The organism is Wolbachia endosymbiont of Leptopilina clavipes, assembly GCF_006334525.1.
Taxonomy (GTDB): Bacteria; Pseudomonadota; Alphaproteobacteria; order Rickettsiales; family Anaplasmataceae; genus Wolbachia.
On the sequence record NZ_QJHA01000004.1, the window covers coordinates 1 to 23,581 of the forward strand.

The following is a 23,581-nucleotide window of genomic DNA, read 5'->3' on the forward strand; positions in this document are numbered from 1 at the left end:
GATCCGTCAAAACACGTAGCAATGATACTTTCTGTTCATCAAAGAACGGTACTACCCTATCATTAAGAAGATCTGCAGCTGTGATAGCAGTCCTTTCTGTGTAAAGCTTAGCAAAAGCAACTCTGGAATAGGTATCAACAAAGGTTTGCTGGTAAATTCGTCCAATACCTTTGATATTACCAACATAATAACTGTCTTGGCTACCTAAGTATCCTGGATGCTCTGTTTCAATTTCTCCATGGGCCTCTTTTTCTTCCTTAGCCTTTTCTAGAGCTGTTATCTGTTCTTCTGTTAAAATGATACCATCCTGAGCTACTTTTGCTTCTAATGCCTTTAACCTCTTTTTAAAATTTTCAAGATCGTTTCTTTGCCACACTGATCTTATTCCACTTGCAGAGATGAGAATTCCTCTCTTTTTCAGTTCGTTTGCTGCTCTTTCTTGTCCGTATGCTGGAAACTCTATTGCTATTTCAACTACTGCTTTTTCTATATCCTCCGACACTCTATTTGCATACAATGGCTTGCTTTTGCTTATCTCGTGTAAAGCCTCTTCTCCTCCTGTTTCATACAGTTCTTTGAAGCGGTAAATGTATCCCTTGAATATCCCATTACTTTACACGCCTGTGATACATTTCCTAATTGCTTTGCAAGTTCTAGCAATCCCAACTTTGGTTTTAGTATTTTTTCTTGTGTTGTATTCATATCTGACACTCCTTTAAAACTTGTCTATATTTTTATCTTACTTTGTTTGCTTGTCAGATCAAGTCTAGACTATTACAGTTTATTTGGACTTCTTTTGATTCATCTATTTTAGTATTAGGTCTTAGTGCTGCATATGTAGCACCACCAGCTACGAGTGCAGATGATGTAGCTATGCCAATTATTGCTAACATACTTAGTCTAGTTGTATGTTCAAGTATAGTACTTGCTACCAGCCCAACAGCAAGACCAACACCAATAACAGCAGTGTACAACATTCTAGGATTATTTGAATTAGGCATATAGCTCACTAACTCTCTGCAACACTTTTCTGATTCTTTCTTTATGTCCTCGAGCTTATTTAGATCTTCTTATTCTATTTTAGCATTTAATTCTAGTTTCTTACATAATTCTTGCATTTCTTTTACTTGTTTTTCTAATTTTTTTAAAAAATTTATTATTTTTGTTCCTTGTAATTTTATTATTGTTTCCTTAAGTAGTAACGTTGATATTGGCATTGCTATTTCTTCTATCTCTTTTTCTGTTTTCCTTTCCAATTCCACTACTTTTTCTATTCCTTCGTCTGATATTTCAGTGTCTTTTTTTAGTTCTATTTCAAACTTTCTTTTTTTTAACTCTGATTTTGCTTCTTGTAATGATTCTAATGCATTCCATAGCTTTTCACCAGAATTCCGACTACGTTTTGGTGACATTTGTTGACTACTTTTGGACTTTTTTGGTGACATAAGCTGAAATTTAATTTCTTTGAGCTTTCTTGCGCTTTCACCTGCATTTACTTTAGCCATAATAAACCTCGCATATTAAATAATGCTATTACATAATATCTTTAAAGCTCAAGGTCAAATAGTATCTTTACATAATATAAATCATAAACAGAAAATTTAGTGTAAATTGCCATATTTACTTTGTGCTACAGTTTGAGATAGAATAACAACTTGCTTCAAATATGGAAAGGCAGTACAACTCTATAATCAAGTTACTGAACTCTCATTTACTCCTCTTTTTTTGTAAAACAATCTACAATTCATTAGAAGATCTTCAGATAGACGTTGATCATTGGTTGTGTTTTTACAATGAGACAAGACCTCATTCTAGTAAATATTGTTATGGCGATGTAGACTTTCCTGAATAGAAAACATATTGCTTTTAGAAAAATATTAGTAGCATTACATAAGAGACTGATATTAGTTTTCAATTTTTCTGTTAGTTAATTCTTGCTTGCTAGATTAAGTTGTGTCTGGTAACCATAATGGCAAATCTTGTTAATTTGAGGCGTGGATTTTAGCCTCTCTCATCCTTACATTAGTTACATATTCTTTCGCAGAGGGCTAATGATAGCAATGAATTTATTAGTAAAATTCAGTAATTTATAACTGACAATTAGAGCTGTTAATTAGCAACTCACTTTAAATAAGTTACTCAACTGTGACAGATTTAGCTAAATTTCTCGGACAATCTACATCTAACCCTTTTTTTTCTGCAATAGAATAAGCAAGAAATTGCATAGCAACACTGTAGATAATTGGAGAAACAAAATTGTCAACTTCTGGAAGTTGCACCACATCTATGCAAATTCCCTTTAAGAGCGGTGCTCCTTGCTTATCACTAAAGGCAATTACTTTACCTTTTCTTGCAATAATCTCTTGTATATTGGATAGCGTTTTAAAGAATAAATTATCGTAAGGAATAATTGCGATAACAAGTACAGTAGAGTCTATCAAGGCGATAGAACCGTGCTTCATTTCTCCTGCTGCAATACCAATTGTGTTGATATATGAAAGCTCTTTTATCTTCAATGCACCTTCCATTGCAACTCCATATGAGCTTCCTCTCCCAATTATAATTATATTATTGTGCTCTAATATACTGCCTGATATATGTTGTATTTCCATCACATTCAAAACATGCTCTACATGTTCGGGAATGGAATTAATAGCACCGCTTAGTTCCTTTATCCTCTCTCTACCCAGTATACCTTTTATTTTTCCAAGCTCTACAGCAAAGCATGCTAAAATTGCAAGCTGCGTAGAAAAGGTTTTTGTCGAAGCAACACCAATCTCAGGTCCAGCAAGAGTATGCAATACAATATCTGAGGCTTTTTCTATGCTGCTATTAAATGTATTAATTATGCTAATGATCATTTGTTTCTGCAATCTCGCATAACGTAGTGCTTCCATAGTATCTGCAGTTTCACCAGATTGAGAAATGAATAAGCCAATACTACCTTCTTCGAGCTTGACGCTGCTATACCTAAATTCTGACGAGATTTCTAGATATACCCGAATTTGAGCAATACTTTCCAGCCAACACTTTGCTATTAGTCCAGCAAAATAGGATGAACCGCATCCAACTATAGTAATGTAACCTAGTTCAGAAAATAATTCTTTGTTGATTTCTTTATATTGTTTATAAAATTGATTTATTGTTTTGTTTAATGCATACGGTTGCTCAAAAATTTCTTTTAGCATAAAGCTAGGGTAACCATTTTTACTAATTAGAAAATTTCTTGGACTGCTATTTTCTGTTCTGCGTTTAACTTGTATACCATTATTATATATACTGAATTCGTTAGATTTTATTACTGCAATATCATTATCTTCTAAATGCAATATTTTTTCTACAAATGAATTCAAAGTATTAGTATCAGAAGCAGCAAACACTTTATTACAGTTATATCCTATTGCTAAAGGCAAATTTCTTTTTGCAACAAATAAAGTATCTGGATATTCTGCAAATAATAAAGCCAAAGCAAGTGAACCTTGTAAATTGTTTAGACACTGTAATATAGAATCAACTGGTGATAACCCTTCACCAAGATATGAAGTTAATATGTTTGGTATCACTTCTGTATCAGTATCGGTGTGGAAAGATACTCCCTTTTCCTCCAGATCCTTTTTTAATATATTGTAATTTTCAATTATGCCATTATGAGCAACAACAACATTATTTATATAAATGGGATGAGCATTTTTAAGATTTGGAGCTCCATGTGTAGCCCAACGAGTATGTGCTATACCAACTTTGCTACTAGATATCTTGCTCTTATGAACAACTTCACACAATCTTTCAACTTTACCTTCTGATTTTTTTACTTCTATCTTACCTCTATTATTTATAATTGCTATACCTGAAGAGTCATAACCTCTGTATTCCAATTTTTGCAACGCGGTTAGTAAAGTTGGTATTACTGAATCACCGCTACTTACTATACCTAATATTCCACACACTTCTTAAATTATGAAGCATTTTTGTCTTTTTTACTTTCCTCTAGTTTATTTTTCTTGCCATTCTTTTCAACTTTGCTTTTTTCAATAAATTTAGCTACTGGCTTTTGAATTTCTTTATTTAAGATTTCAGATATAGCAGACTTTAGGATTTTTATTTCAATTTTTGGTGCTATTTCTAGTATTAGTTGTGCATTTACTTCGTCAACTTTGTTTACTTCACCTATTATTCCACTAGAAGTAATAACCGTATCACCACGTTTTATTTGATCTATCATCCTTCTATGTTCTTTTAGTTTTTTGTGATTGGGGCGAATAATGAGAAAATAAAATACTACAAATATTAAAATGAGTGGAATAAAGCTAGCAACAGATGCTGATACATTCTTAGTCGCATCTGCCGCAAAAACCTCAGAAATGAACATATTTGATCCCAATTATTAATGATAAAATTAAATAGATTAAGCAGCAATTACAATATCATGTCAAGTCTCTGAAAGAAATTAATTCGAATTAATAAGAAAGTTAAAGAATTTTAAGATGTTTCTGCTGTAATGGCGGGAGTGATGAGACTTGAACTCACGACCTCATGCGTGACAGGCATGCGCTCTAACCAACTGAGCTACACCCCCCATTGCTTTTTAACGTTTGCAACCTTAAAGCTAATCAACGTGTTGCCACTTGTCAATATTTTTTGTTTGCGCTTTTTTGTCTTTTCTATTACTATGTAAATAACTTAATTTCACACATGGCTTATGCAAGTAGTCCCGTTAGGGTTATGCCATGGAGGATAAACTATTTGGAGGAGTAAATATGACAAATTTGCCTAAAGTCACTATACGTGATTTAGCTGAATCTGGTGTGCATTTTGGCCATAAAGTTAGTCGCTGGAATGCGAAAATGGCCCCATATATATATGGTATACATCAAGAGAATCGTATACACATAATAGACTTACGAAAAACATTACCATTGTTAGAGGCGGCGATGAAAGCTTTATACGATGTTGCATCTCAAGATGGTCGCATTTTATTTGTTGGTACAAAATTTCAAGCTTTAGATATTGTTGCAAGTGAAGCAGTTCGTTGTGGTCAGTATTATGTAAATGATCGATGGCTTGGTGGTATGCTTACTAATTGGAACACTGTTTCTTCTTCGATAAAAACTTTGATACAATATGAGAAAATATCCAATGATGAAGATAGCATCTTAACAAAAAAAGAATTAGGAAACATTGAAAAGAAAAGAAAAAAGCTTGATAAAGAATTGGGTGGAATTAGAGAAATGGGAGCAGTTCCTGATATTTTATTTATTATTGATACTAACAAAGAGCATATAGCGGTTAAAGAGGCTAAAAAACTGGGTATTCCTGTAGTTGGAGTACTTGATACCAATTCTGACCCAGATGGTATTGCCTATCCTATACCAGGAAATGATGATTCAAGAAAATCAATAGAGCTCTATTGTAAATTAGTTGCTGATTCTATATTAGCTGGAATAGAGTCTAGTTTGACAAGGTCTAGAGTTAAGGATGATGAGCTTATTCAAGAAAAAGAAGAGGATATTGTGCAAACTAAAAAGAAGCGTATTAAGGTTGAAACAGAAAAGGAGGTAATAGTAAGTAAATGAAGATGGATTCAAGTAGTATAAGGGAATTACGCGATAGAACAGGGCTTGGCTTAAGCGATTGTAAGAAAGCGTTAGAAGAGTGTGATGGTGATATTAAGAAAGCCGTTGATAGGTTGCGTACAATAGGATTTGCTAAAGCTGACAAAAAGTCTGATAGAGTAGCTTCGGACGGGCTTATTGCTATGTGCTTGGCTAAAAATTATGGTGTATTGGTTAAAGTCAATTGTGAAACTGATTTTGTTGCTAGAAATGAGAAGTTCATAGCATTAGTTTCAAATTTAGCATCAATTGCTTGTCAAGAACGTTGTACTAGTCTTGATGAGTTAAAAAATGCAAAATATGAAGATGTTGGTACAGTGCAGGAAGCTATTATGAGTGATACATCGGTTCTTGGTGAGAAGTTAGAGTTAAGCAATCTTTGCTACCTAGAGACTAAAGATGGGATTATTTCTGGATACGTACATGGTGATATGCCTGGCTTAGGTAAGATTGGTGCTTTAGTAGCATTGCAGTCATCTGGTGATAAAAAAGAGATTGGAAAGCAAATAGCTATGCATGTAGTTGCTATGAAACCTGAAGCTTTATCTATAAATGATTTAGATCAAGAAAAATTAAAAAATGAGCGTTCTATAATCGAGGAGCAAGTAAAGAGCTTAAATAAACCTGAAGAGGTAGCGAAAAAAATAGTAGATGGACGAATGGCTAAATACTATGAAGAAGTTGTTCTGCTAGAGCAGAAGTTTATAAAAGATGATAAAATGAAGATTGCTGATTTTATAGAATCAAGTGCTGTTAAATTAGCTAATTATAAGTTACTTACTTTGGATGGTGCAAATAAGTAACAAAACTTCAGAAGTAAAGTACCCCAGAGTGTTATTCAAAATCTCTGGGGAGGCTTTGATGGGATCAAAGCTATTTGGCCATGATATGGAAGTTATAGATAAACTATCCAAAGACATAGTTGAAGTTTGTAATCTCGGAGTTCAAGTTTGTATTGTTGTTGGTGGTGGAAATATTTTTCGTGGTGCATCAGCATCTTTAAGTGGCTGTGAAAGAGCAAGCAGTGATTATATTGGAATGCTTGGTACTGTCATTAATGCTTTAATTTTGCAAAATTTTTTAGAAAAAAGCTCTATAGTCTCTAGGGTGTTGTCTGCTATACCCATGACTACTATATGTGAGCCTTATATAAGAAGGAAGGCTATTCATCATTTAGAGAAAGGTAGAGTGGTCATTTTTGCAGCAGGCACAGGTAACCCATTTTTTACTACAGATACAGCTGCAGCTTTACGTGCTGTTGAAATGAATTGTGATGTTATTTTAAAAGGTACTCAAGTAAGTGGTGTATATTCTGCCGATCCAAAAAAAAATGAGAATGCTGTGATGTATGATAGGCTTTCTTATACAGATCTGCTAACTCGTGATTTAAAAGTTATGGATGCATCAGCAATTTCACTTGCTCGTGAGAATTCTATCCCAATTGTAGTTTTTTCTTTAAAAGGAGAAAAAATGGTTGATATTATTAAGGGTCAAGGCACTTATACTATAGTTTCAGATTGTAAACATTAGGTAATTTATGTTAAACGAAATAAAAGCTAAAACAAAAGAAAGAATGCTAAAAACTATTCAGTCTTTTCACGATGATATGAAAGGTGTACGTACTGGTAGAGCTAACGCATCATTACTTGATGGTATAGTTGTAAATATCTATGGTGGACATCAAAAACTGAACCAAGTTGCAGGCGTTTCAGCTATAGATAACAAAACTCTATCAGTTAAAGTTTGGGATGCTACTGTTATCGGTGAAGTAAAAAATGCGATAATCAATGCTAACCTGAATTTAAATCCTGTTGTTGAAGGAAATACTATACGTATAGTTCTTCCAGACTTAACACAAGAAACTCGTGAAAAATTAGTGAAATTATTGCATCAATTTTCTGAAAATGCACGAGTTGCAATTAGAAATATACGCAGAGATGTTATGGAAGAAATAGAGGAAATGAAGAAAAATAAGGAAATCTCAGAAGATGATTTTCATGTTGCCAAAAAGGAAATACAAAACATTACTGATGATAATGTAAAAAAAGTCGATGATGACTTATCTATTAAAGAAAAGGATATATTGCATCATTAAGTTAATATGAAAGAATTTTTCAGTATTGAAAAACATAAGAGGATTCGATATAGATACAGTTGTATGAATGCTGTGATTCAGATCTCATCATTACGCACACATTTGATCGTTATACCTTTTGAAATCTAGAAAAAAAGCTTTTCAGTTTGATTTTTTATTACGATAATTAAGTTTACACTCTTGAGCGAAAACGATGCTGAAACGCCTTTTCCTTATTTTTGCATTTGTATTACTCATCCCACTGTCAAATGTTGATGCCAGAAGATATATCAGAATTGTTGGATCTTCAACTGTTTTTCCTTTTATCTCATTTATATCTGAAGAATTCAGCCGTATATTTTCCTTTAAAACTCCAGTTGTAGAATCGATAGGAAGTGGATCAGGATTCAAAATGTTTTGTTCAGGAATAGGGGAAGGCACACCAGATATCACTACTTCATCTCGCCCTATGAAGGAAGTAGAGAAAGAATTATGTAAAAGAAATAAAGTGAATGAAGTAATAGAGATCATAATTGGCTATGATGGAATTGTTATTGCAAATTCAAATCAAAGCCATAGATTTGATTTTACAAAAAATGACCTGTTTGAAACTTTATCTTCATATTCTGAAGACAATGATAGATTAGTAAAGAATAACAAGAAATTTTGGTCTGATGTAAATCAAGCTCTACCAAAAACAGAAATTAAAATCTATGGCCCACATCAAAATACAGGTACACATGAAACTTTGATTAATTTTATTATGCTTGATCAATATTCATGTATGAACTCAAGGATTTTCAAAGAGAATTATCAAGACCAAGAAAAAAGAAAGAAAGCATGTAGTAATATCAGAGATGATGGAAGATATATAGAAGTTGGAATTAATGAAAACATAATAATACAAAAATTGAAGAGCAATAAAAATGCTTTAGGAATATTTAGCTTCAGCTTTTTAGCGAAAAACCAAGATGAGATTCAAGGAAGCACAATCGCAGGAATTGAGCCAACTTATAAAAATATATCATCGGGGGAGTATATGTTAGCAAGGCCTTTATATCTTTATATAAAGAAAGAACACTTAGATACTGTTGATGGATTAAGGGAATTCATTAGAGAAGTTATAGACTCTATTAGTACTGAAGGTGGATATTTATCTAGGCTTGACTTAATTCCACTTTCAAGCGAAAATATGAAAAAAGTCTTGGAAAAGGTTCGTGATATAATATGATGACTTTGATATTTTTTTATTGGAAGTGTTAAATAAACCATACGCGTCAAGTTAAGGAAATATCGTGAAATATAGCAACATTTGAGATGGGCATTTTATTTGTTACATTTATTTTTTTAGGGAGTTCTTATCTAGAAGAAGATGATTTTTTCAGAAGAACCTATAAATTAATAACTTTATTACTTAATATATAAAATAGTTTTTTTTCGTTTCCTTTCTTCCTTATACCACTTTTCCTTAACTTGACGCGTATGGTTTATTTAACACTCCCTTCCTTTCTGGATTACAGCGTCACGCGCTGGAATAACACCTATTTGTTTTAGTAGTTCCTTTCCTGTCATTCAAGTAGCCTTTTCTTGTCATTCCAGTGCCCAGACACTGGTGCTCACAAGCAAACTAATCATAGGAGGTATTATAATAAAAACAACGTTTTCAATGAAACTACATAAAGCAAGTGTCACGAACCGGAATGACACCTATTATTGTTTTTACTTTATATCTTTATTTGTCTATCTTATTTTGCCATTCTGTTGAACGAATACAGGAAAATAAACTGTAATATCTAACTTTGATGCAAAAAGATTAACATATAACACGTAAAAGTTACTGAATCACTTTAGCCATATATAGAATTATTTTGTTAAATATTCTCTACTCCCAGGTTTCATTATAGGTAATTGTTTTAATTCACTTGGCAGTTCTTCCTCGCTATAGTTTTTGATATTTAGTTCAATCAAAGATATTACAGGAAAGGGCAGTTTTGTTTCACTATTTCTCTTGATCAAAGAAGCTCCAGCAACAACTTTACCTCCATTCTCTTCTGCACATTTTACTGCTTCAAGTGAAGATTTACCTGTGGTAATCACATCTTCAATTAGTAAGATTTTCTCACCTTGTTTAATCTCAAATCCACGGCGTAATTCAAATTTACCATTAACACGTTCGCAAAATATTGTTCGGATTCCAAGCTGTCTACCAATCTCATAACCCACGATTATTCCACCAATCGCAGGAGATAGTATTAAATCTATGGGTTCAATAAGCTCTTTTCTTATTTTATTCGCCAATAGCTCACAAACGTTCATTGCTCTGCTTGGATTTTCAAAAATTTTAGCGCATTGTATGTAAGTGTTGCTGTGCAGCCCTGACGAGAGTACAAAATGTCCGTGCAAAATCGCACCAGCCTCTTCAAATTCTTTTATTATTATATTATCTAATATCATTCTTGAGTTTGAAATTCTTTATTAATTATCTGCGTTATACAGATATCAGACCACACATTTATTGCAGTTTCAAACATATCAATGATTGTATAAATAGGCAAAATCAATCCCATAATGTACAAAGGAACATTCATTGATACCAAATAACTAGTTGCCATAAAATAGCACCCCATCGGCACTCCAGCGTTACCAATTGCAGCTCCTGTAGCTAAAAAAATCCATATGAACATCTCACTTAAGGAAAATGTGTGCCCATTCATCTCTGCAACAAACATCACTGTGATTAAAATAAATGCAGCACACGCATTCATATTGACTGTTGTGCATATTGGTAGAATAAAAGATGACAATTTCTTTGGTACCTTTAGCTGATTTTGCACACATTCTATAGTTGTAGGCAGCGTTGCACTAGATGATTTAGAAAAAAACGCAAGTGTAAGTGCTGGCATCACACCTTTCATCGTTTGAATTGGTGATATACCTTTATACCACATGAGTAGTGGCAAAATCACAAATGCTTGCACGAAATTTGCAGACATTATGCAAGCAAAATACCAAAAAAGACTATGGAATTCGCTGCCACCTTTTAACTCGTATAAAAAACATGTGATAAAAGACCATACAGCAAGAGGAATAAACTTTAATAACCCTTGAGCAATTCTAAGAAGTGTATCAAATAGTGCAGAAAATATTTGGTGTAATATATCTTGTTTTTCTTTTGAGAGCGAAATAATAGCTCCACCCATCAAAAAAGCAATCAATATGCTGCCAATAACATTATTTTCAAGAAAAACTTGCACAAAATTCGAAGGAATGAGTGATTTTAAGTATGAAAAGTAATTGTGGTTGCTGTCACTCACACTTTCTATTGTGTTACTTATGAAATTTTTTCTTACTGGATCTATGAATAAATAGAAAGATAGCGCAACAAATGCAGCTATAATGGTTGTAAGCAGCGTATAAAACAGCGTCTTCTTAAGTAATACTTTAATTTCAATTGAGTCTTTAAGCCCTGAAATTGTGGACACTATAGATAGAAAAACTAAAGGTAAGCTAATCAATTTCAACAGACTGATGAATATATCGCTAAATAGCTTTGCTATTTCAAATATTACTTCATTGTTTAAATAGTAAGCAATTACCGCAAACAGTATAGAAAAGAGTATTGCAAGTTTGCGCATTGAAAATAAAACCTCAAAATAACATTATATAACAATTTTTGGAATTAGGTTAAGATAACTTTACAGATGAAGGAAAAATGAGTAACATTTCATTATTAATTAAATATACATAGAAGAAGGTATGGGTCCAGAAATTAAAAAGCGTTTAAAGTCTTATGGGATAGCAGCTATAATAGGAACACTTATAGGCTTTAGTTTAAACTTTGCAGCTTTATCACCTTTAATCATAGGCGGAATTATTTCCTTGGTTTCTACATACTCATTTCTCATTTTAATTACTTCCAGAGAAGATAATCTTAAGCATTATGAAAAAACAAGCCAAACAAAATAGCTTATTTTTTATGTACCTTAGCTACCACTGCCGCAGTAGGGATTGGTCTTGGTGCAGCTATAGGTACTTTTTTCCTGCTGTAATGTTAAATATAGAATCAGCAGCTTTGATGAGTGCAACAATAGGAGTTATTGCACCAGTTGTAAGTCTTTTTGCATTAGGTTTATTAGCATTGACGGCTGAAAAAATAAATGAATGTATTATAGAACCTACAGTCGAAAAAATAAAAGAATGCTTTTCTTCAAAGGAAGCATAAATTATCCTCGCAAAATAGTGTACCTTGGACTTAAATTGAAGTGTACTCAATTGAAATAGGTCATATTAGAGAAGGTTAGAAGTTACCTACCCAAAACCCTTATCTCCCACTCAAGTTCAATGTTAAATCTATCTTTTACTGCATCTTGTACTCTGTTGCCAAGGTTTTCTAAGTCGAATGCAGTTGCGTTATTGTAATTGAGCAGAAAATTACAATGTTTCTTAGAAATTTTAGCTCTACCGTTACTTAATCCTCGGCAGCCAGACTCATCAATCAGTTTCCATGCCTTGCAGCCTATTGGATTTTTGAATATACAACCAGCAGTTTTTCCTCTTACTGGTTGACTTTTATTTTTTTTATCAATAACTTCTTTCAATCTTTGCAATATAAGCTCATACTCTGAACTTACTCCTTTAAATTCAGCTTCAATAAAAATCCACCTGCCTTTTAGACTATGTCCACGATAAAAATATCCCATTTCTTCGCTGGAGAATTCATATAAATTTCCATCTTCTAGATTCACTGCCCTTATAAATTTTACAACACTCGCAATATCACTACCATATGCACCTGCATTCATCTCTACCCCACCGCCAACTGTTCCTGGAATTCCAGCAAGAAACTCAAGCCCACTAATTTGCTGTTCCCCTGCAAAGTAGGCAAGGTTACTAAGCAGTGCAGCACCACCTGCAACTATAGAGCTATTATCTTTACATTTAATATACGCAAATTCCTTACCTAATTTCACCGTTATTCCTCGAATGCCACTATCTCGAATTATTATGTTGGATGTTGCACCGATAACGCTAATTGGTAACTCCGCATCTTTTATCAAGCACATTAGATCTTCAATGTCACGTGGCTTAAATAGTACATCAGCTTGGCCACCAACATTTAACCAAGTCATTTTAGACATTGAAACATTATAACGGTAGATTCCACATACTTTAGGTAAGCTTATAAGCATTTTGATTTTAACTCTAATCCTGCATCCATACCCATTTTTTCTGCATCTTCTACAAACGAAGTGCGTTCAGTAAAGTATATAACTCTCTCGCCCGCTAACATACAATAAAGATGTAGCATGTTTTCACTCACATATTCTGCTAAAGCTGCAAGCGGTGTAAAGCATGAACCATTTACTGTCTTCATGAAACTGCGCTCTGATTTTGCCCTTATAAAAGACATATTATTATTAATTTTCTCTAAAAGATCGATAACTTTTATATCATTCTTTCGGCATTGAATGCAAATTGCCCCCTGCCCTACTGCGCTTAACATGACTTTTGGTGGCAATACCTCTGTAATTAAGTGATATTTTTTTAATCTTATCAGCCCTGCTTCAGCTAAAATCATTCCATCAAAATTCTGATTTTGCAGTCTAGTTGTCACATTTCCACGCAGTGTCACTACATTTAAGTCTGGCCTGAGATTTAACAGCTGAACTTTTCTTCTTATTGAAGAAGTTGCAATTGTAGCCTGCTGTGGCAAAGTTTTTAGGCTCTTATATTTATGAGAAATAAATACATCACATGGACTTAGCCTCTCTAAAACACAAGGAATTGTTAAGTCCTTCGAGAAAAACGCAGGTACATCTTTTAGCGAATGAACCGCCATATCTATATTATTTTTTAGTAATTCAGCCTCAATCTCCCTGAGGAACAGTCCTTTACCTCCTATTTCAGCAAGGGTTACATTAGCATATTTATCACCAGAAGTTTTGATTTTAATGATCTTAACGGATAGATTAGGAAAAGACTCTAATAATCTTTGTTTTGCTTCCAAAGCTTGGATGATCGCAAGGTCGCTTCCTCTCGTACCTATTTTAACTAGCATATATCCTTCATATTATATGTCTATATTCTATGTCCATTTTTTATTATCTCCAGTTTAGTTATTGAATACTTTATAATTAGTGCATAGTATCACGAACATTTAGTAATCGACGAGTATGTATGTTTGATATTTTAAAAGATTCTAATGGCAGATTTAATAAAAAGAATATTTTACCTCTTGTAGGTGCCACTGTCGCTATTATTCTAACAGCATTAAGTGCAGTAGTAGCAATTCCCAGATTTTCCTCTCACCCCTCTCTATCTAGTCCTCTCGGTTGGAAAGATCCAAGTTATAGTGAATTTCTTGCTATTCACATACCAGCTACCATAGTTACTTTCTCAATACTTGGTTTATGCATTTACCTTCCGATTGATAGTATTAGAAAAAATAAACAAATAGAGAATCTTAAAGCTACCTCTGAACCTCATTCATGGATTTATAATGATATTTTAGAAAAACAAACGCAGACCATCAATTATAGATCAGGGCTTTAGGCGGTCCTAATCTTTTAGGTGCTTGTGATTAGCAACTATTCGGTCTACAATGCACTAATATAGTTTAAATTTATGCCAAACAAGATAATAGTTAAATCTCTTTCAGTGTTACTAATTTTTTTGCTGTCCTTATATATAATACTGCCAAATTTTATTGATAATAAGTTCTTTACCTCAAAAAAGAGAATAAATTTAGGGCTTGACCTGAAAGGTGGATCATCTCTACTTCTAAATGTAGACTTAGATTTTTACTTCAAAGAGAAACTAAGCATGCTAACCGATGAAATAAAAGAAGGTCTGTTAACACAAAAGATTGAATTTAGCGCAAAAAACGATAAACAAGTGGTTGTAACTTTAAATAATATTGATGATTACAAAAAAGTTTCAACATTAATACATAAAATAAACCCAAATTTAGAATTGAGTAGAAAAAATACTGCAATTTTCATTTCATATAAACCGCATTATAAGAATTCATTAATCAATGAAGTAGTTTCAGAGTCAATAGTTAATGTTCAAAGACGCTTAGATAAGCTTGGTACTAAGGAAGTAAGTGTGCAAAAACAAGGACAAAATAAGATATTAGTCCAAGTTCCTGGAGTAGAAGACACTCAGCAGATAAAATCTCTGCTTGGCAAAACAGCCAAGCTGGCCTTCCATTTGGCAAACACCAATGTAGCTAAAATGCAAGATATCGATCATGACACTACGATTATGCTCAAGGATTCTTTGGGTAATTCCTACCCGATATTCCGCAAAACTGAAATAGGCGGTGATTCATTAGTTAACGCATCAGTTAGATTTGGCAATTTAGGTAAACCAACAGTACATTTCAAATTCGACAGCATAGCAAGTAAAAAATTTGCAAAAATTACTAAAGAAAATGTAGGAAAGCCTTTTGCAATTGTTTTAGATAATACAGTCTTAACTGTACCAACAATACGTGAACCTATTCTAAATGGAGAGGGAGAAATTAGCGGTAATTTCACTGAAAAACAAGCGAGTGAACTTGCAATACTTTTAAAATCAGGTGCACTACCTGCACCACTTAAAATAATTGAAGAAAAAAACATTGGTCCAAGCCTTGGAGAAGAGTCAATAAAAGCAGGAGAAATTGCAGCAATAATCTCTATCATAGCCGTTGGTTTATCTATAATCATTACTTACGGCAAATTAGGCTTATTAGCGTCTGTTGCACTCGTTTTTAATGTAATCTCTATACTACTCATTCTTACCTTACTTGAAGCAACTCTTACTCTCCCTGGAATTGCTGGAATTGCGCTAACTGTTGGCATGTCAGTGGATGCAAATGTTTTAATATTTGAACGCATCCGCGAAGAAATAAGAGCAGGAAAAAGAACAGCTCGTGCCATTGAAGAAGGATTTAAAAACGCAATAAAAACAATTCTTGACTCAAACCTCACTACACTGATTGCTGCAGGAATAATGTTCATTATTGGTAGCGGAGCAATTAGAGGGTTTTCTGTCACTTTATCGATAGGAATCCTGTGCTCGATGTTTTCTGCAATTATAGTCACAAAACTTCTGATAGAATTGTGCATCAACCCACAAAAGCTAGTACTTTAGTATCTGTTCAGCAGAGTGACAAAATAAGATAGACGAGAAAAGACAACTAAATGGTTGTCATGAAAGTAGCTATCCAGTCTTTTCGTCGTCAAAAACGTTGTAACATGCTCACCAATTTAGTGAGCATAAAACCAATATATTTGTGGAGGAAAAAGAAAAAAGAAACAGAAACCATCTTCAGGCTATCACAAAGGATATGGCCATAAGATTAAAGATATGGATAGATTTATCAAATTTCTGAATGGAAATCAGGATATTAGAATTGAAAAGATAATTGAAGAATTTGGTAATATGTGTAGAAGCACAGTATATAACTACCTTAGCAAAGTAAACTATACATATAAAAAAAACTTTTCTTTATCGAGAAAGAGATAAAGAGAAACGCAAAGAGTTCATAAAAAAAGTAGAAGAAATAAATAAAGGAAACTTGATATACATAGATGAGTCTGGAATAGAGGACAATGAATTTTATGAATATGGGTGGTCTCAAAGAGGCAAGAGGTTATTTGCCCAGGGTTTAAAAGAAAGAGGGTAAGCATAATTGGAGCACTGAATGAAGGAAAAGTTAAAGCATCATGGATAATTGATGGCTACTGCAACAGGGAGATTTTTGATGCTTATGTAGAAAATGTACTTGTCCCTGTATTTAAACCTGGACAGACTATTGTTCTCGACAATGCGAGTTTTTATAAATCTGCAAGGACGAAAAATTTGATAGAAATATTGGGTGTAAAATTTTGTTCTTGCCTCCATACTCGCCAGATTTAAATCCGATTGAGAAGTTCTGATCAAGCACGACATAAGAAAGGCTCTACAAACCTTTTGGCCCAATATTAATTCGGCTATTGATTTTGTTTTTCAGTGCTCGGGCAAATCTTACTTCGGTTAGCTATATTACTAAAATCTCGTATTCTACATTTGACTTTAATAGCTCTTTATCTTCCTGAAATCTGAATGTTTTATCAATGCATCTTCTATCCATCCGTTAGCAATACTTTCACTTATTCCATAGCTTTGCGCTATATGGAAATATGTACGGTATTTACGCAAATATTCTAGTGCCATTAGCAAACATGCATTGTTTATTTGGTTTTCCTCCTCTTGCATTTTTCTTGGCCTCTTCCTCTATTAAAATTTCTATTATTTTTCCAATGTTTTTCTTTTTACTCCTCTTAGTCTTCGAAGCTTCTCTTCATCAAGTTTACTTACCTGCTCAAAATTTATACCTTCCCTAATATTGCTTCTACTACTTGTTTCTTAAGTTATCCAAGAAGTCTAATGGCAAGCACTGACCACTTTTGCTTCAGATGCCCTTGAACAGATATTATTACTAAAAATTAAACATCAAACCAACTTCAATATTATGAGTGGATATATCATCTGCAATAGGTGTTGGAATATTAAAGTAACGATAGCCGAGAAAGGTTTTAACTTCTGGAATTACTGAGTAATCAACACCAAGCTTTATTTGATAAACAAGCCAAGGAACATTCAGTGGCATTAAATTTTTAGATGATTTATCAATCCTTTTTAATCTAAAAACTGTTGATCCTATACCAATACCAATATACGGAGCAAATTGAGTATTTTGAACATTAGGGTTATAGTAAAAATTTAATAAGAATGCAGATACACTTGCTGATTTATCAAATACCGGAGGAGAGTTACTATCTTCAATATTGACTTTAGAATACGCGATCTCAAAATCAACTCGGCCATTTTCTCCAGTATAGTAACCTACAGATATGCTGCTAAGCCACTGAAAATCAATTTTACCGTTAAATTCTTTTATGTTTTTAATTTCATCTCCTAAGAATAGGTCTAAAAGAAAACCACCATAACGGCCCTCAGCTAAAGCAAGAATTCTTTTTCCTATTGCACATATACCCTCCACAAATACTTCTGAGCTATTAGAATATATCTTACCACCATTAGCACTAACATAGAAATCAAGTTTTTTTGATTTTTCCTTTGTAGGTTCAGCTTGATCTGCAATACTTGGCCACATATTTTTCTGATTAGCTACTTGGAAAACAGAAGGTGAACTACTTTCAAGTTCTTGACATTTTATTGGCACTTCTTTTTCAGTAACTTCTTCAGAATGTATCACACTTTCATTATTGTCCGTTTCTAATTTTAAGGGCTGCACTTGCTCAATGTGTGTATTGTTACTGATATAAGTAATAAAAAAATAGACACACGGAATGAAGATGAAAAATAAAGCAATAGATATTCTAATTATCATAAATGAATTATTACTTATAGTATAACTACTATATCATATATTCCTTTAATGTACAAAAATTAAGAAATAATATTTCCAATTAAACAATTATTTTCTATTCCTTTAACATGAGCTTTCACAATACTTTTAGCTTGAACTCTTGATGTAAGTTTTATTAATGCAAAATTTTCTGTTCTACCAATATTATTCTGCTCAACCAAAACGCTTTGCTCAGTGCCGAGCAAAGACTGATAAAAACTGCTCATCATTTCTTTATTTATTTCTCTTAGATGCTTTACTCGTTCTTTACGTACATTCTCTGGTATTTGTGGCATCCGTGCAGCAGGTGTGTTTTTCCGCTCTGAATATGGAAAAGCATGTAGATAAACTACATTTATTTTTTTCAGTAAATCAACTGTATCCTGAAACATTTCATCAGTTTCTGTTGGAAATCCAGCAATAATATCAGCGCCAAATGCTATATTAGGTCTTAAGCTCTTCATTTTATGATAAAATTCTATCACTTGTTCTCTATTGTGACGACGTTTCATTCTCTTTAGTATTAAATTATTACCAGACTGTAGACTCAAGTGTAAGTGAGGCATAAGTCTTGACTCATTAGCTATTAAATCCATTAGTTCATCATCAACTTCAGCAACATCAATAGAGGAAAGTCTTAGTCTCTTTAACTGTGGTATATCCTTTAAAACTCTTCTAATCATTGAACTGAGTGATTGCTTACCAAACAAATCTGTACCAAAGTCAGTAATATCAACACCTGTAAACACCACTTCTTGATACCCATTTTCTATAAAAATCTTAATTTGCTCTATAATATTGTTTACTGGCACAGATCGATTATTTCCTCTTGCCTCAGTAATTGAGCAAAATGTACAACTATGATTACAACCATTTTGAATTTCAATAAATGCCCTTGATTTATCTTCAAATCCATTAATGAGAATAGGTTCTACTTGGTTATCACTGACTAAGATTTCATCATTATTTAGTAGATAATTTTCAGCTCTTAGCTTGTCTTGATTACCTAGCACTTTACTTACACCAGGAATATCACTATATGATTTAGGATCTAATTGAACGGCACAGCCAACTACGATAATTTCTTTACTTGGGTCGTTTTTATAGATCTTACGTATTTTTTGCTTCACTTGGCGTTCTGCTTCGTTTGTCACTGCACAGCTATGCACTACAACAACATTTTCTCTCTTTGCTTTTTTTAATGCTTCTTTGATTAACTCACTCTCGTAGAAATTTAGACGACAACCAAATGTTATTACTTCATTCATGCTTTTGCTTTAATAGATCTAAATTATATCAAATATCCAAGCAAAATGACTATTTTTTGGTAGATATTATAATTTAAACATAACCTCCAGAGTTGAAAATCACAGGAAGAATTTGTAGATATACAGTAAGATCATTTAACATTTTGGTATTAGATTTCTTGCATAACTGGAATTCAAAGAGTTCCAGCTCGTGACGCTGGAATCAAGATTTTCTTATTGGATACCAAGCTGGCTGGTTATGCAAGAAATCTATTATATTCCATAAAAAAAGCTTAATGCCAATGATGTTAACCTCAAGCAAATATAAAAACTGTAATAGTCTAGACTTAATCTGACAAGCATGAATTAACTGACAGAAGAATTAACAAAGTCAAAACCAAAATCAACATCCTGTTTAATGCTATCAATATTTTTCTGATAAGCAATATGCATACTATCAAAAAAGGTTTGCATAGGAGTCTTACCATAGCAATATTTACCTGAATGCGGTCTAGATCTATTGTAAGAATGCACCCAATGGTCTACGTCTAACTGAAGTTCTGCCAAAGAGGTGTAAATTTTCTTTCTAAAGATAATATTGTAACATTCATCTTGCATAGTTCTGTGGAACCTTTCACATATGCCATTAGTCTGTGGAGAACGAGCTTTGGTTCGAGAATGATCAATATTTTCTACCCCTAAATATAGCTGGTAAGCGTGATTTTCAGGTCTGCCACAATACTCTGTACCACGATCCGTCAAAACACGTAGCAATGATACTTTCTGTTCATCAAAGAACGGTACTACCCTATCATTAAGAAGATCTGCAGCTGTGATAGCAGTCCTTTCTGTGTAAAGCTTAGCAAAAGCAACTCTGGAATAGGTATCAACAAAGGTTTGCTGGTAAATTCGTCCAATACCTTTGATATTACCAACATAATAACTGTCTTGGCTACCTAAGTATCCTGGATGCTCTGTTTCAATTTCTCCATGGGCCTCTTTTTCTTCCTTAGCCTTTTCTAGAGCTGTTATCTGTTCTTCTGTTAAAATGATACCATCCTGAGCTACTTTTGCTTCTAATGCCTTTAACCTCTTTTTAAAATTTTCAAGATCGTTTCTTTGCCACACTGATCTTATTCCACTTGCAGAGATGAGAATTCCTCTCTTTTTCAGTTCGTTTGCTGCTCTTTCTTGTCCGTATGCTGGAAACTCTATTGCTATTTCAACTACTGCTTTTTCTATATCCTCCGACACTCTATTTGCATACAATGGCTTGCTTTTGCTTATCTCGTGTAAAGCCTCTTCTCCTCCTGTTTCATACAGTTCTTTGAAGCGATAAATGTATCCCTTGAATATCCCATTACTTTACACGCCTGTGATACATTTCCTAATTGCTTTGCAAGTTCTAGCAATCCCAACTTTGGTTTTAGTATTTTTTCTTGTGTTGTATTCATATCTGACACTCCTTTAAAACTTGTCTATATTTTTATCTTACTTTGTTTGCTTGTCAGATCAAGTCTAGACTATTACAATTCAGGTGTGGTTTGTGAGGCTTTTATATCTTTTATTTTTGTCGGCATGTTTTTCTCTGTATTACTATGTGGGTCCTACATTCTCGCCTTGCCCAAAAGCAACAGTTTGCTTCTCACCTGAAGAAGACTGTGCTGTACCGATAATCAGCGAGATAGACCAATCTAAAGAATCTATCTTAGTTCAAGAATATACATTTACTCTTGGAACAGTTGCAAAATCTTTGATTAACGCCAAAGAGCGTGGTGTTGATGTTAAAGTTGTCTTAGATAAATCACAACTCCATTCAAAATATAGTGTCATAAGCGAATTGTTTTCAAATGGAATACCGATTTGGATCGATAATAAGCCAAAAATTGCTCATAATAAGGTAATAATTGTTGATAATCAAAAAGTCATCACAGGATCGTTTAACCTCAGTAAGACAGCTGAAAAGGGAAACGCTGAAAATTTATTAATTATTGAAAATTATCCTGAATTAGTCCAGCAGTATGTGAAGAATTGGGAAATACGAATGTCACAATCCTATCAATATGCTTCCTAGATACTTGATATCAAAAAAAGTCTTTTTATTGATAGATTTAATTTCTTGTGATATAATAAATTAAAAGGTTTTAAGGGGTAGGTAATGGATTACATAAATGATGCTGCTGATAGTTACGCTGCCATTCATGATTTTTTTCAAAATAATGGCGTTGGAGATACAAAGTTCAATGCAATTATGGTGGTGTACCGTATGCTACTGACGAATATGTACATTCTGGAGACAAATTTTGGAGCAATAATTTTATAGACTCACATTTTGGAAGGGAAATAAAAATGTATCCTCAAAGTGAGCTTTTAGCTAAAGAGTATGCTGGTAATACACTACCGGTTTCAATATCACTAGACAAGGATCTAATAAAAATAAAAGAATGTCAGAAAAAACTAAATTTGTAGAACTAGAAGGGGAATCAGGTGATATAGTATATGATAAGCAAAAGCATATAAAGTGCTACACGACAAAGTTATCATATGACGATGTTTCTGTTCATAATAAAAACGAAGTTTCAATACTGAATATTAGATATGATATGCCAAATGATCCGAGATACAGTTTAAACATAGCCTTCACAAAGGTTAATGATAATCAACCAGGTTTTTGGCAAAAATTTAAAAATATGTTTTAATAAAGTAGCTTCTCAATCAGGAATATTCTGGTGGAAAATGAATATCTACTTAGTAATGAATTTGGTCAGTAGCTACTAAGTTTTTCTTATAGCTATACAACGAAGGTTTGCTGGTCTTACATTTATTCTCTGCAAGACAAAAATTCACATAATTGTACATAGTATGGAATAAATAAACTTCCACTATATTTTTCGATTAAACTTACCTTTTCTCTATTGAACAGATTTCGTATTAAATCTTAAGCTCAACGCACCTAAATATATAAGCATTCCCAGCAAAATCATAGGTATAGAAAGAAATTGTCCCATAGTTAAATTGAACCATAAATAGCCAATTTGATAGTCTGGCTCGCGGAAAAATTCAACAACAAAACGTGCTATTCCATACCACATAACTGCAATACCAGTTGTTGCACCGTAATACAGTTTCACTCTAGTCAAGAAAAACAGTGAATTTGCAACTACAAAAAGTAGCGCTCCTTCAAAAAATGCCTCATAAAGTTGGCTTGGATGGCGCAATAAATTATCACCATTTTCTGGAAATACCATACCCCACGGCATATTTGTAACCCTGCCAAATAACTCTCCATTTATAAAATTACCTATGCGGCCTAGAAGTAAACCTATCGGAACTCCACAAGAAATTAGATCCAGTGTGTAAAATATAGGAATGTCATGTCTTCTACAGGAGATTATTACTGCAAGCAAAACTCCTATAGCACCGCCATGAAATGACATACCTCCTTCCCAGGTCTTTAGTATTTCGATAGGATTGCTTATATAGAGAACTGGATCATATATCAATACGTACCCAAGCCTACCTCCAAGGATAATGCCTATAATAACGGCTGTTAATAACGAATCGTAAAAATTCTTAGTAAATATTTTTTGATTGTCTAGCTTATGTAAATACCAATATGCAAAAACTATACCCAAAACATATGCTAAAGAGTACCAATATATAGAAACAGGACCGATGCTAAAAATAACTGGACTTAAAGACATATTTTACTACAAATTATTCTTAGACAATCTACTTTTCTCACGTTCCCACTCTCTCTGCTTTATGGTTGCTCTCTTATCATAGAGTTTTTTTCCTTTCACAATGGCAATTTTAGTTTTTGCCAACCCTTTATCATTAAAATAGATAGAAAGTGGCACAACAGTTATTCCAGAGGTTTTGATTTGACCAATTAGCTTATTTATCTCTTTTTTATGCAAAAGCAATTTTCGTTCTCTTTTTGGCTTGTGATTCTTTTGGTTTGCAGCTTTATACTCTGCGATATGCATATTGTTTAGCCATATTTCACCTTTTTTTTCGGTAACGTAAGCATCAGAAATGTTTGCTTTTCTTTCCCTTAGTGATTTCACTTCACTACTTAAGAGGATCATACCTGCTTCAAATTCTTCTAAGATAAAGTATTCAAACCTTGCTTTTCTATTTTCTGCAATAACTTCCATATCTAAAGATATCTTTAAGCTTCAATATATTACAGAACTTTTGGTTTAATTCATAACAAAACAATTATCTCAGTAAATGCAAGTTT

At 33.3% G+C, this 23,581-nt stretch carries 25 protein-coding genes, 1 tRNA gene and 5 pseudogenes; 15 read left to right on the forward strand and 16 right to left on the reverse strand.

The genetic code is table 11. From position 1 onward, the window contains the following. The 3 genes and pseudogenes from OUY_RS00220 to OUY_RS06045 all read right to left on the reverse strand — a co-directional run. Positions 1-702 (reverse strand): annotated as a pseudogene (locus tag OUY_RS00220) (helix-turn-helix domain-containing protein); the annotation flags it as partial. 53 nt (positions 703-755) lie between these two features. Further along, positions 756-1,001, reverse strand: a complete 246-nt coding sequence (locus OUY_RS06040) for a hypothetical protein (RefSeq protein WP_246038491.1) — start codon at positions 999-1,001, stop codon at positions 756-758. 69 nt (positions 1,002-1,070) lie between these two features. Then, the gene (locus OUY_RS06045; protein ID WP_246038493.1) at positions 1,071-1,505 is read right to left on the reverse strand and encodes a hypothetical protein; all 435 of its coding nucleotides are present in this window, start codon (positions 1,503-1,505) and stop codon (positions 1,071-1,073) included. 212 nt (positions 1,506-1,717) lie between these two features. Between OUY_RS06045 and OUY_RS06775 the strand changes: the two are divergent. Continuing rightward, positions 1,718-1,894: pseudogene (locus OUY_RS06775) on the forward strand (IS481 family transposase); the annotation flags it as partial. Between the two features lie 241 nt (positions 1,895-2,135). Here OUY_RS06775 and glmS read toward each other — a convergent pair. The 3 genes from glmS to OUY_RS00240 form a co-directional block, all read right to left on the reverse strand. Further along, positions 2,136-3,947, reverse strand: a complete 1,812-nt coding sequence (gene glmS / locus OUY_RS00230; protein ID WP_139686380.1) for a glutamine--fructose-6-phosphate transaminase (isomerizing) — start codon at positions 3,945-3,947, stop codon at positions 2,136-2,138. Between the two features lie 8 nt (positions 3,948-3,955). Then, the gene (gene yajC / locus OUY_RS00235) at positions 3,956-4,369 is read right to left on the reverse strand and encodes a preprotein translocase subunit YajC (protein ID WP_139686381.1); all 414 of its coding nucleotides are present in this window, start codon (positions 4,367-4,369) and stop codon (positions 3,956-3,958) included. A 130-nt stretch (positions 4,370-4,499) separates the two neighbouring features. Beyond that, a tRNA-Asp gene (locus tag OUY_RS00240) sits at positions 4,500-4,576 on the reverse strand. A gap of 181 nt (positions 4,577-4,757) precedes the next feature. Here OUY_RS00240 and rpsB point away from each other — a divergent pair. The 5 genes from rpsB (at position 4,758) to OUY_RS00265 (ending at position 8,917) form a co-directional block, all read left to right on the forward strand. Further along, positions 4,758-5,573 (forward strand): 30S ribosomal protein S2, encoded by an 816-nt coding sequence (gene rpsB, locus OUY_RS00245; RefSeq protein WP_139686382.1) that lies wholly within the window; start codon positions 4,758-4,760, stop codon positions 5,571-5,573. Continuing rightward, positions 5,570-6,415, forward strand: coding sequence for a translation elongation factor Ts (gene tsf / locus OUY_RS00250; RefSeq protein WP_010407216.1), 846 nt, complete (start codon positions 5,570-5,572; stop codon positions 6,413-6,415). Before rpsB ends, tsf begins: the two co-directional genes overlap by 4 nt. Further along, positions 6,399-7,142: a UMP kinase gene (gene pyrH / locus OUY_RS00255; protein ID WP_139686383.1), complete on the forward strand. Its 744-nt coding sequence runs from the start codon at positions 6,399-6,401 to the stop codon at positions 7,140-7,142. The genes tsf and pyrH overlap by 17 nt, the downstream gene beginning before the upstream one ends. A gap of 7 nt (positions 7,143-7,149) precedes the next feature. Then, the gene (gene frr / locus OUY_RS00260; RefSeq protein ID WP_017532537.1) at positions 7,150-7,707 is read left to right on the forward strand and encodes a ribosome recycling factor; all 558 of its coding nucleotides are present in this window, start codon (positions 7,150-7,152) and stop codon (positions 7,705-7,707) included. A gap of 193 nt (positions 7,708-7,900) precedes the next feature. Continuing rightward, entirely contained in the window at positions 7,901-8,917 is a 1,017-nt protein-coding gene (locus tag OUY_RS00265) for a substrate-binding domain-containing protein (protein WP_139686384.1), read from the forward strand. Between the two features lie 632 nt (positions 8,918-9,549). Here the strand turns inward: OUY_RS00265 and pyrE are convergent. Both pyrE and OUY_RS00275 read right to left on the reverse strand, forming a co-directional pair. Beyond that, complete coding sequence (gene pyrE / locus OUY_RS00270) at positions 9,550-10,140, reverse strand: orotate phosphoribosyltransferase (protein ID WP_139686385.1); 591 nt, start codon at positions 10,138-10,140, stop codon at positions 9,550-9,552. Further along, positions 10,137-11,321 (reverse strand): dicarboxylate/amino acid:cation symporter, encoded by a 1,185-nt coding sequence (locus tag OUY_RS00275; protein WP_010402120.1) that lies wholly within the window; start codon positions 11,319-11,321, stop codon positions 10,137-10,139. Before OUY_RS00275 ends, pyrE begins: the two co-directional genes overlap by 4 nt. Positions 11,322-11,442: 121 nt before the next feature. On the opposite strand from OUY_RS00275, the gene OUY_RS00280 reads away from it, so the two are divergent. Further along, positions 11,443-11,652 carry a hypothetical protein gene (locus tag OUY_RS00280; protein WP_139686386.1) on the forward strand — a complete coding sequence of 70 codons (210 nt, stop codon included), beginning with the start codon at positions 11,443-11,445 and terminating at the stop codon, positions 11,650-11,652. After that, positions 11,627-11,908 carry a hypothetical protein gene (locus tag OUY_RS00285; protein ID WP_139686387.1) on the forward strand — a complete coding sequence of 94 codons (282 nt, stop codon included), beginning with the start codon at positions 11,627-11,629 and terminating at the stop codon, positions 11,906-11,908. The genes OUY_RS00280 and OUY_RS00285 overlap by 26 nt, the downstream gene beginning before the upstream one ends. A gap of 82 nt (positions 11,909-11,990) precedes the next feature. Here the strand turns inward: OUY_RS00285 and murB are convergent, their stop codons facing one another. Further along, positions 11,991-12,875, reverse strand: a complete 885-nt coding sequence (gene murB, locus OUY_RS00290; RefSeq protein ID WP_010405304.1) for a UDP-N-acetylmuramate dehydrogenase — start codon at positions 12,873-12,875, stop codon at positions 11,991-11,993. After that, positions 12,866-13,744: a hydroxymethylbilane synthase gene (gene hemC, locus OUY_RS00295; RefSeq protein WP_139686388.1), complete on the reverse strand. Its 879-nt coding sequence runs from the start codon at positions 13,742-13,744 to the stop codon at positions 12,866-12,868. The genes murB and hemC overlap by 10 nt, the downstream gene beginning before the upstream one ends. 119 nt (positions 13,745-13,863) lie before the next feature. Between hemC and OUY_RS00300 the strand changes: the two genes are divergently transcribed. The 4 genes and pseudogenes from OUY_RS00300 (at position 13,864) to OUY_RS06780 (ending at position 16,613) form a co-directional block, all read left to right on the forward strand. After that, the gene (locus OUY_RS00300) at positions 13,864-14,238 is read left to right on the forward strand and encodes a hypothetical protein (protein ID WP_010405308.1); all 375 of its coding nucleotides are present in this window, start codon (positions 13,864-13,866) and stop codon (positions 14,236-14,238) included. A gap of 72 nt (positions 14,239-14,310) precedes the next feature. Continuing rightward, complete coding sequence (gene secD / locus OUY_RS00305) at positions 14,311-15,825, forward strand: protein translocase subunit SecD (protein WP_010405309.1); 1,515 nt, start codon at positions 14,311-14,313, stop codon at positions 15,823-15,825. Positions 15,826-16,305: 480 nt separating this feature from the next. Beyond that, a pseudogene (locus tag OUY_RS06050) lies at positions 16,306-16,533 on the forward strand (transposase); the annotation flags it as partial. A gap of 35 nt (positions 16,534-16,568) precedes the next feature. Beyond that, positions 16,569-16,613, forward strand: a complete 45-nt coding sequence (locus OUY_RS06780; RefSeq protein WP_410543256.1) for a hypothetical protein — start codon at positions 16,569-16,571, stop codon at positions 16,611-16,613. Between the two features lie 157 nt (positions 16,614-16,770). Here the strand turns inward: OUY_RS06780 and OUY_RS06060 are convergent. The 4 genes and pseudogenes from OUY_RS06060 to OUY_RS00340 form a co-directional block, all read right to left on the reverse strand. Continuing rightward, positions 16,771-17,049 (reverse strand): annotated as a pseudogene (locus tag OUY_RS06060) (helix-turn-helix domain-containing protein); the annotation flags it as partial. Between the two features lie 106 nt (positions 17,050-17,155). Then, the gene (locus tag OUY_RS00325; RefSeq protein WP_139686391.1) at positions 17,156-18,070 is read right to left on the reverse strand and encodes an outer membrane protein; all 915 of its coding nucleotides are present in this window, start codon (positions 18,068-18,070) and stop codon (positions 17,156-17,158) included. 59 nt (positions 18,071-18,129) lie between these two features. Further along, positions 18,130-19,356 (reverse strand): tRNA (N(6)-L-threonylcarbamoyladenosine(37)-C(2))-methylthiotransferase MtaB, encoded by a 1,227-nt coding sequence (gene mtaB, locus OUY_RS00330; RefSeq protein WP_010402133.1) that lies wholly within the window; start codon positions 19,354-19,356, stop codon positions 18,130-18,132. Between the two features lie 345 nt (positions 19,357-19,701). After that, positions 19,702-20,789: pseudogene (locus OUY_RS00340) on the reverse strand (IS481 family transposase). A gap of 92 nt (positions 20,790-20,881) precedes the next feature. Here OUY_RS00340 and OUY_RS00345 point away from each other — a divergent pair. From OUY_RS00345 to OUY_RS06070, 3 genes are all read left to right on the forward strand, one after another. Beyond that, positions 20,882-21,409 (forward strand): phospholipase D family nuclease, encoded by a 528-nt coding sequence (locus OUY_RS00345; protein WP_139686392.1) that lies wholly within the window; start codon positions 20,882-20,884, stop codon positions 21,407-21,409. Between the two features lie 84 nt (positions 21,410-21,493). After that, positions 21,494-21,658 carry a hypothetical protein gene (locus tag OUY_RS06065; RefSeq protein ID WP_246038495.1) on the forward strand — a complete coding sequence of 55 codons (165 nt, stop codon included), beginning with the start codon at positions 21,494-21,496 and terminating at the stop codon, positions 21,656-21,658. 121 nt (positions 21,659-21,779) lie between these two features. Then, the gene (locus OUY_RS06070) at positions 21,780-22,034 is read left to right on the forward strand and encodes a hypothetical protein (RefSeq protein ID WP_246038497.1); all 255 of its coding nucleotides are present in this window, start codon (positions 21,780-21,782) and stop codon (positions 22,032-22,034) included. Between the two features lie 213 nt (positions 22,035-22,247). Here the strand turns inward: OUY_RS06070 and lgt are convergent, their stop codons facing one another. Both lgt and smpB read right to left on the reverse strand, forming a co-directional pair. Further along, positions 22,248-23,039, reverse strand: a complete 792-nt coding sequence (lgt, locus tag OUY_RS00355; protein WP_139686393.1) for a prolipoprotein diacylglyceryl transferase — start codon at positions 23,037-23,039, stop codon at positions 22,248-22,250. Between the two features lie 6 nt (positions 23,040-23,045). Continuing rightward, positions 23,046-23,495, reverse strand: a complete 450-nt coding sequence (gene smpB, locus OUY_RS00360; protein WP_007301946.1) for an SsrA-binding protein SmpB — start codon at positions 23,493-23,495, stop codon at positions 23,046-23,048. Between the last annotated feature and the right edge of the window lie 86 nt (positions 23,496-23,581).

What these genes read in the sequence shown, in the direction of transcription:
- OUY_RS06040 (WP_246038491.1), bottom strand. Translation starts at nt 1,001, where the DNA reads ATGCCTAATTCAAATAATCCTAGAATGTTGTACACTGCTGTTATTGGT.
- OUY_RS06045 (WP_246038493.1), bottom strand. Translation starts at nt 1,505, where the DNA reads ATGGCTAAAGTAAATGCAGGTGAAAGCGCAAGAAAGCTCAAAGAAATT.
- yajC (WP_139686381.1), bottom strand. Translation starts at nt 4,369, where the DNA reads ATGTTCATTTCTGAGGTTTTTGCGGCAGATGCGACTAAGAATGTATCA.
- rpsB (WP_139686382.1), top strand. Translation starts at nt 4,758, where the DNA reads ATGACAAATTTGCCTAAAGTCACTATACGTGATTTAGCTGAATCTGGT.
- tsf (WP_010407216.1), top strand. Translation starts at nt 5,570, where the DNA reads ATGAAGATGGATTCAAGTAGTATAAGGGAATTACGCGATAGAACAGGG.
- pyrH (WP_139686383.1), top strand. Translation starts at nt 6,399, where the DNA reads ATGGTGCAAATAAGTAACAAAACTTCAGAAGTAAAGTACCCCAGAGTG.
- frr (WP_017532537.1), top strand. Translation starts at nt 7,150, where the DNA reads ATGTTAAACGAAATAAAAGCTAAAACAAAAGAAAGAATGCTAAAAACT.
- OUY_RS00265 (WP_139686384.1), top strand. Translation starts at nt 7,901, where the DNA reads ATGCTGAAACGCCTTTTCCTTATTTTTGCATTTGTATTACTCATCCCA.
- pyrE (WP_139686385.1), bottom strand. Translation starts at nt 10,140, where the DNA reads ATGATATTAGATAATATAATAATAAAAGAATTTGAAGAGGCTGGTGCG.
- OUY_RS00275 (WP_010402120.1), bottom strand. Translation starts at nt 11,321, where the DNA reads ATGCGCAAACTTGCAATACTCTTTTCTATACTGTTTGCGGTAATTGCT.
- OUY_RS00280 (WP_139686386.1), top strand. Translation starts at nt 11,443, where the DNA reads ATGGGTCCAGAAATTAAAAAGCGTTTAAAGTCTTATGGGATAGCAGCT.
- OUY_RS00285 (WP_139686387.1), top strand. Translation starts at nt 11,627, where the DNA reads ATGAAAAAACAAGCCAAACAAAATAGCTTATTTTTTATGTACCTTAGC.
- murB (WP_010405304.1), bottom strand. Translation starts at nt 12,875, where the DNA reads ATGCTTATAAGCTTACCTAAAGTATGTGGAATCTACCGTTATAATGTT.
- hemC (WP_139686388.1), bottom strand. Translation starts at nt 13,744, where the DNA reads ATGCTAGTTAAAATAGGTACGAGAGGAAGCGACCTTGCGATCATCCAA.
- OUY_RS00300 (WP_010405308.1), top strand. Translation starts at nt 13,864, where the DNA reads ATGTTTGATATTTTAAAAGATTCTAATGGCAGATTTAATAAAAAGAAT.
- secD (WP_010405309.1), top strand. Translation starts at nt 14,311, where the DNA reads ATGCCAAACAAGATAATAGTTAAATCTCTTTCAGTGTTACTAATTTTT.
- OUY_RS00325 (WP_139686391.1), bottom strand. Translation starts at nt 18,070, where the DNA reads ATGATAATTAGAATATCTATTGCTTTATTTTTCATCTTCATTCCGTGT.
- mtaB (WP_010402133.1), bottom strand. Translation starts at nt 19,356, where the DNA reads ATGAATGAAGTAATAACATTTGGTTGTCGTCTAAATTTCTACGAGAGT.
- OUY_RS06065 (WP_246038495.1), top strand. Translation starts at nt 21,494, where the DNA reads ATGGATTACATAAATGATGCTGCTGATAGTTACGCTGCCATTCATGAT.
- OUY_RS06070 (WP_246038497.1), top strand. Translation starts at nt 21,780, where the DNA reads ATGTCAGAAAAAACTAAATTTGTAGAACTAGAAGGGGAATCAGGTGAT.
- lgt (WP_139686393.1), bottom strand. Translation starts at nt 23,039, where the DNA reads ATGTCTTTAAGTCCAGTTATTTTTAGCATCGGTCCTGTTTCTATATAT.
- smpB (WP_007301946.1), bottom strand. Translation starts at nt 23,495, where the DNA reads ATGGAAGTTATTGCAGAAAATAGAAAAGCAAGGTTTGAATACTTTATC.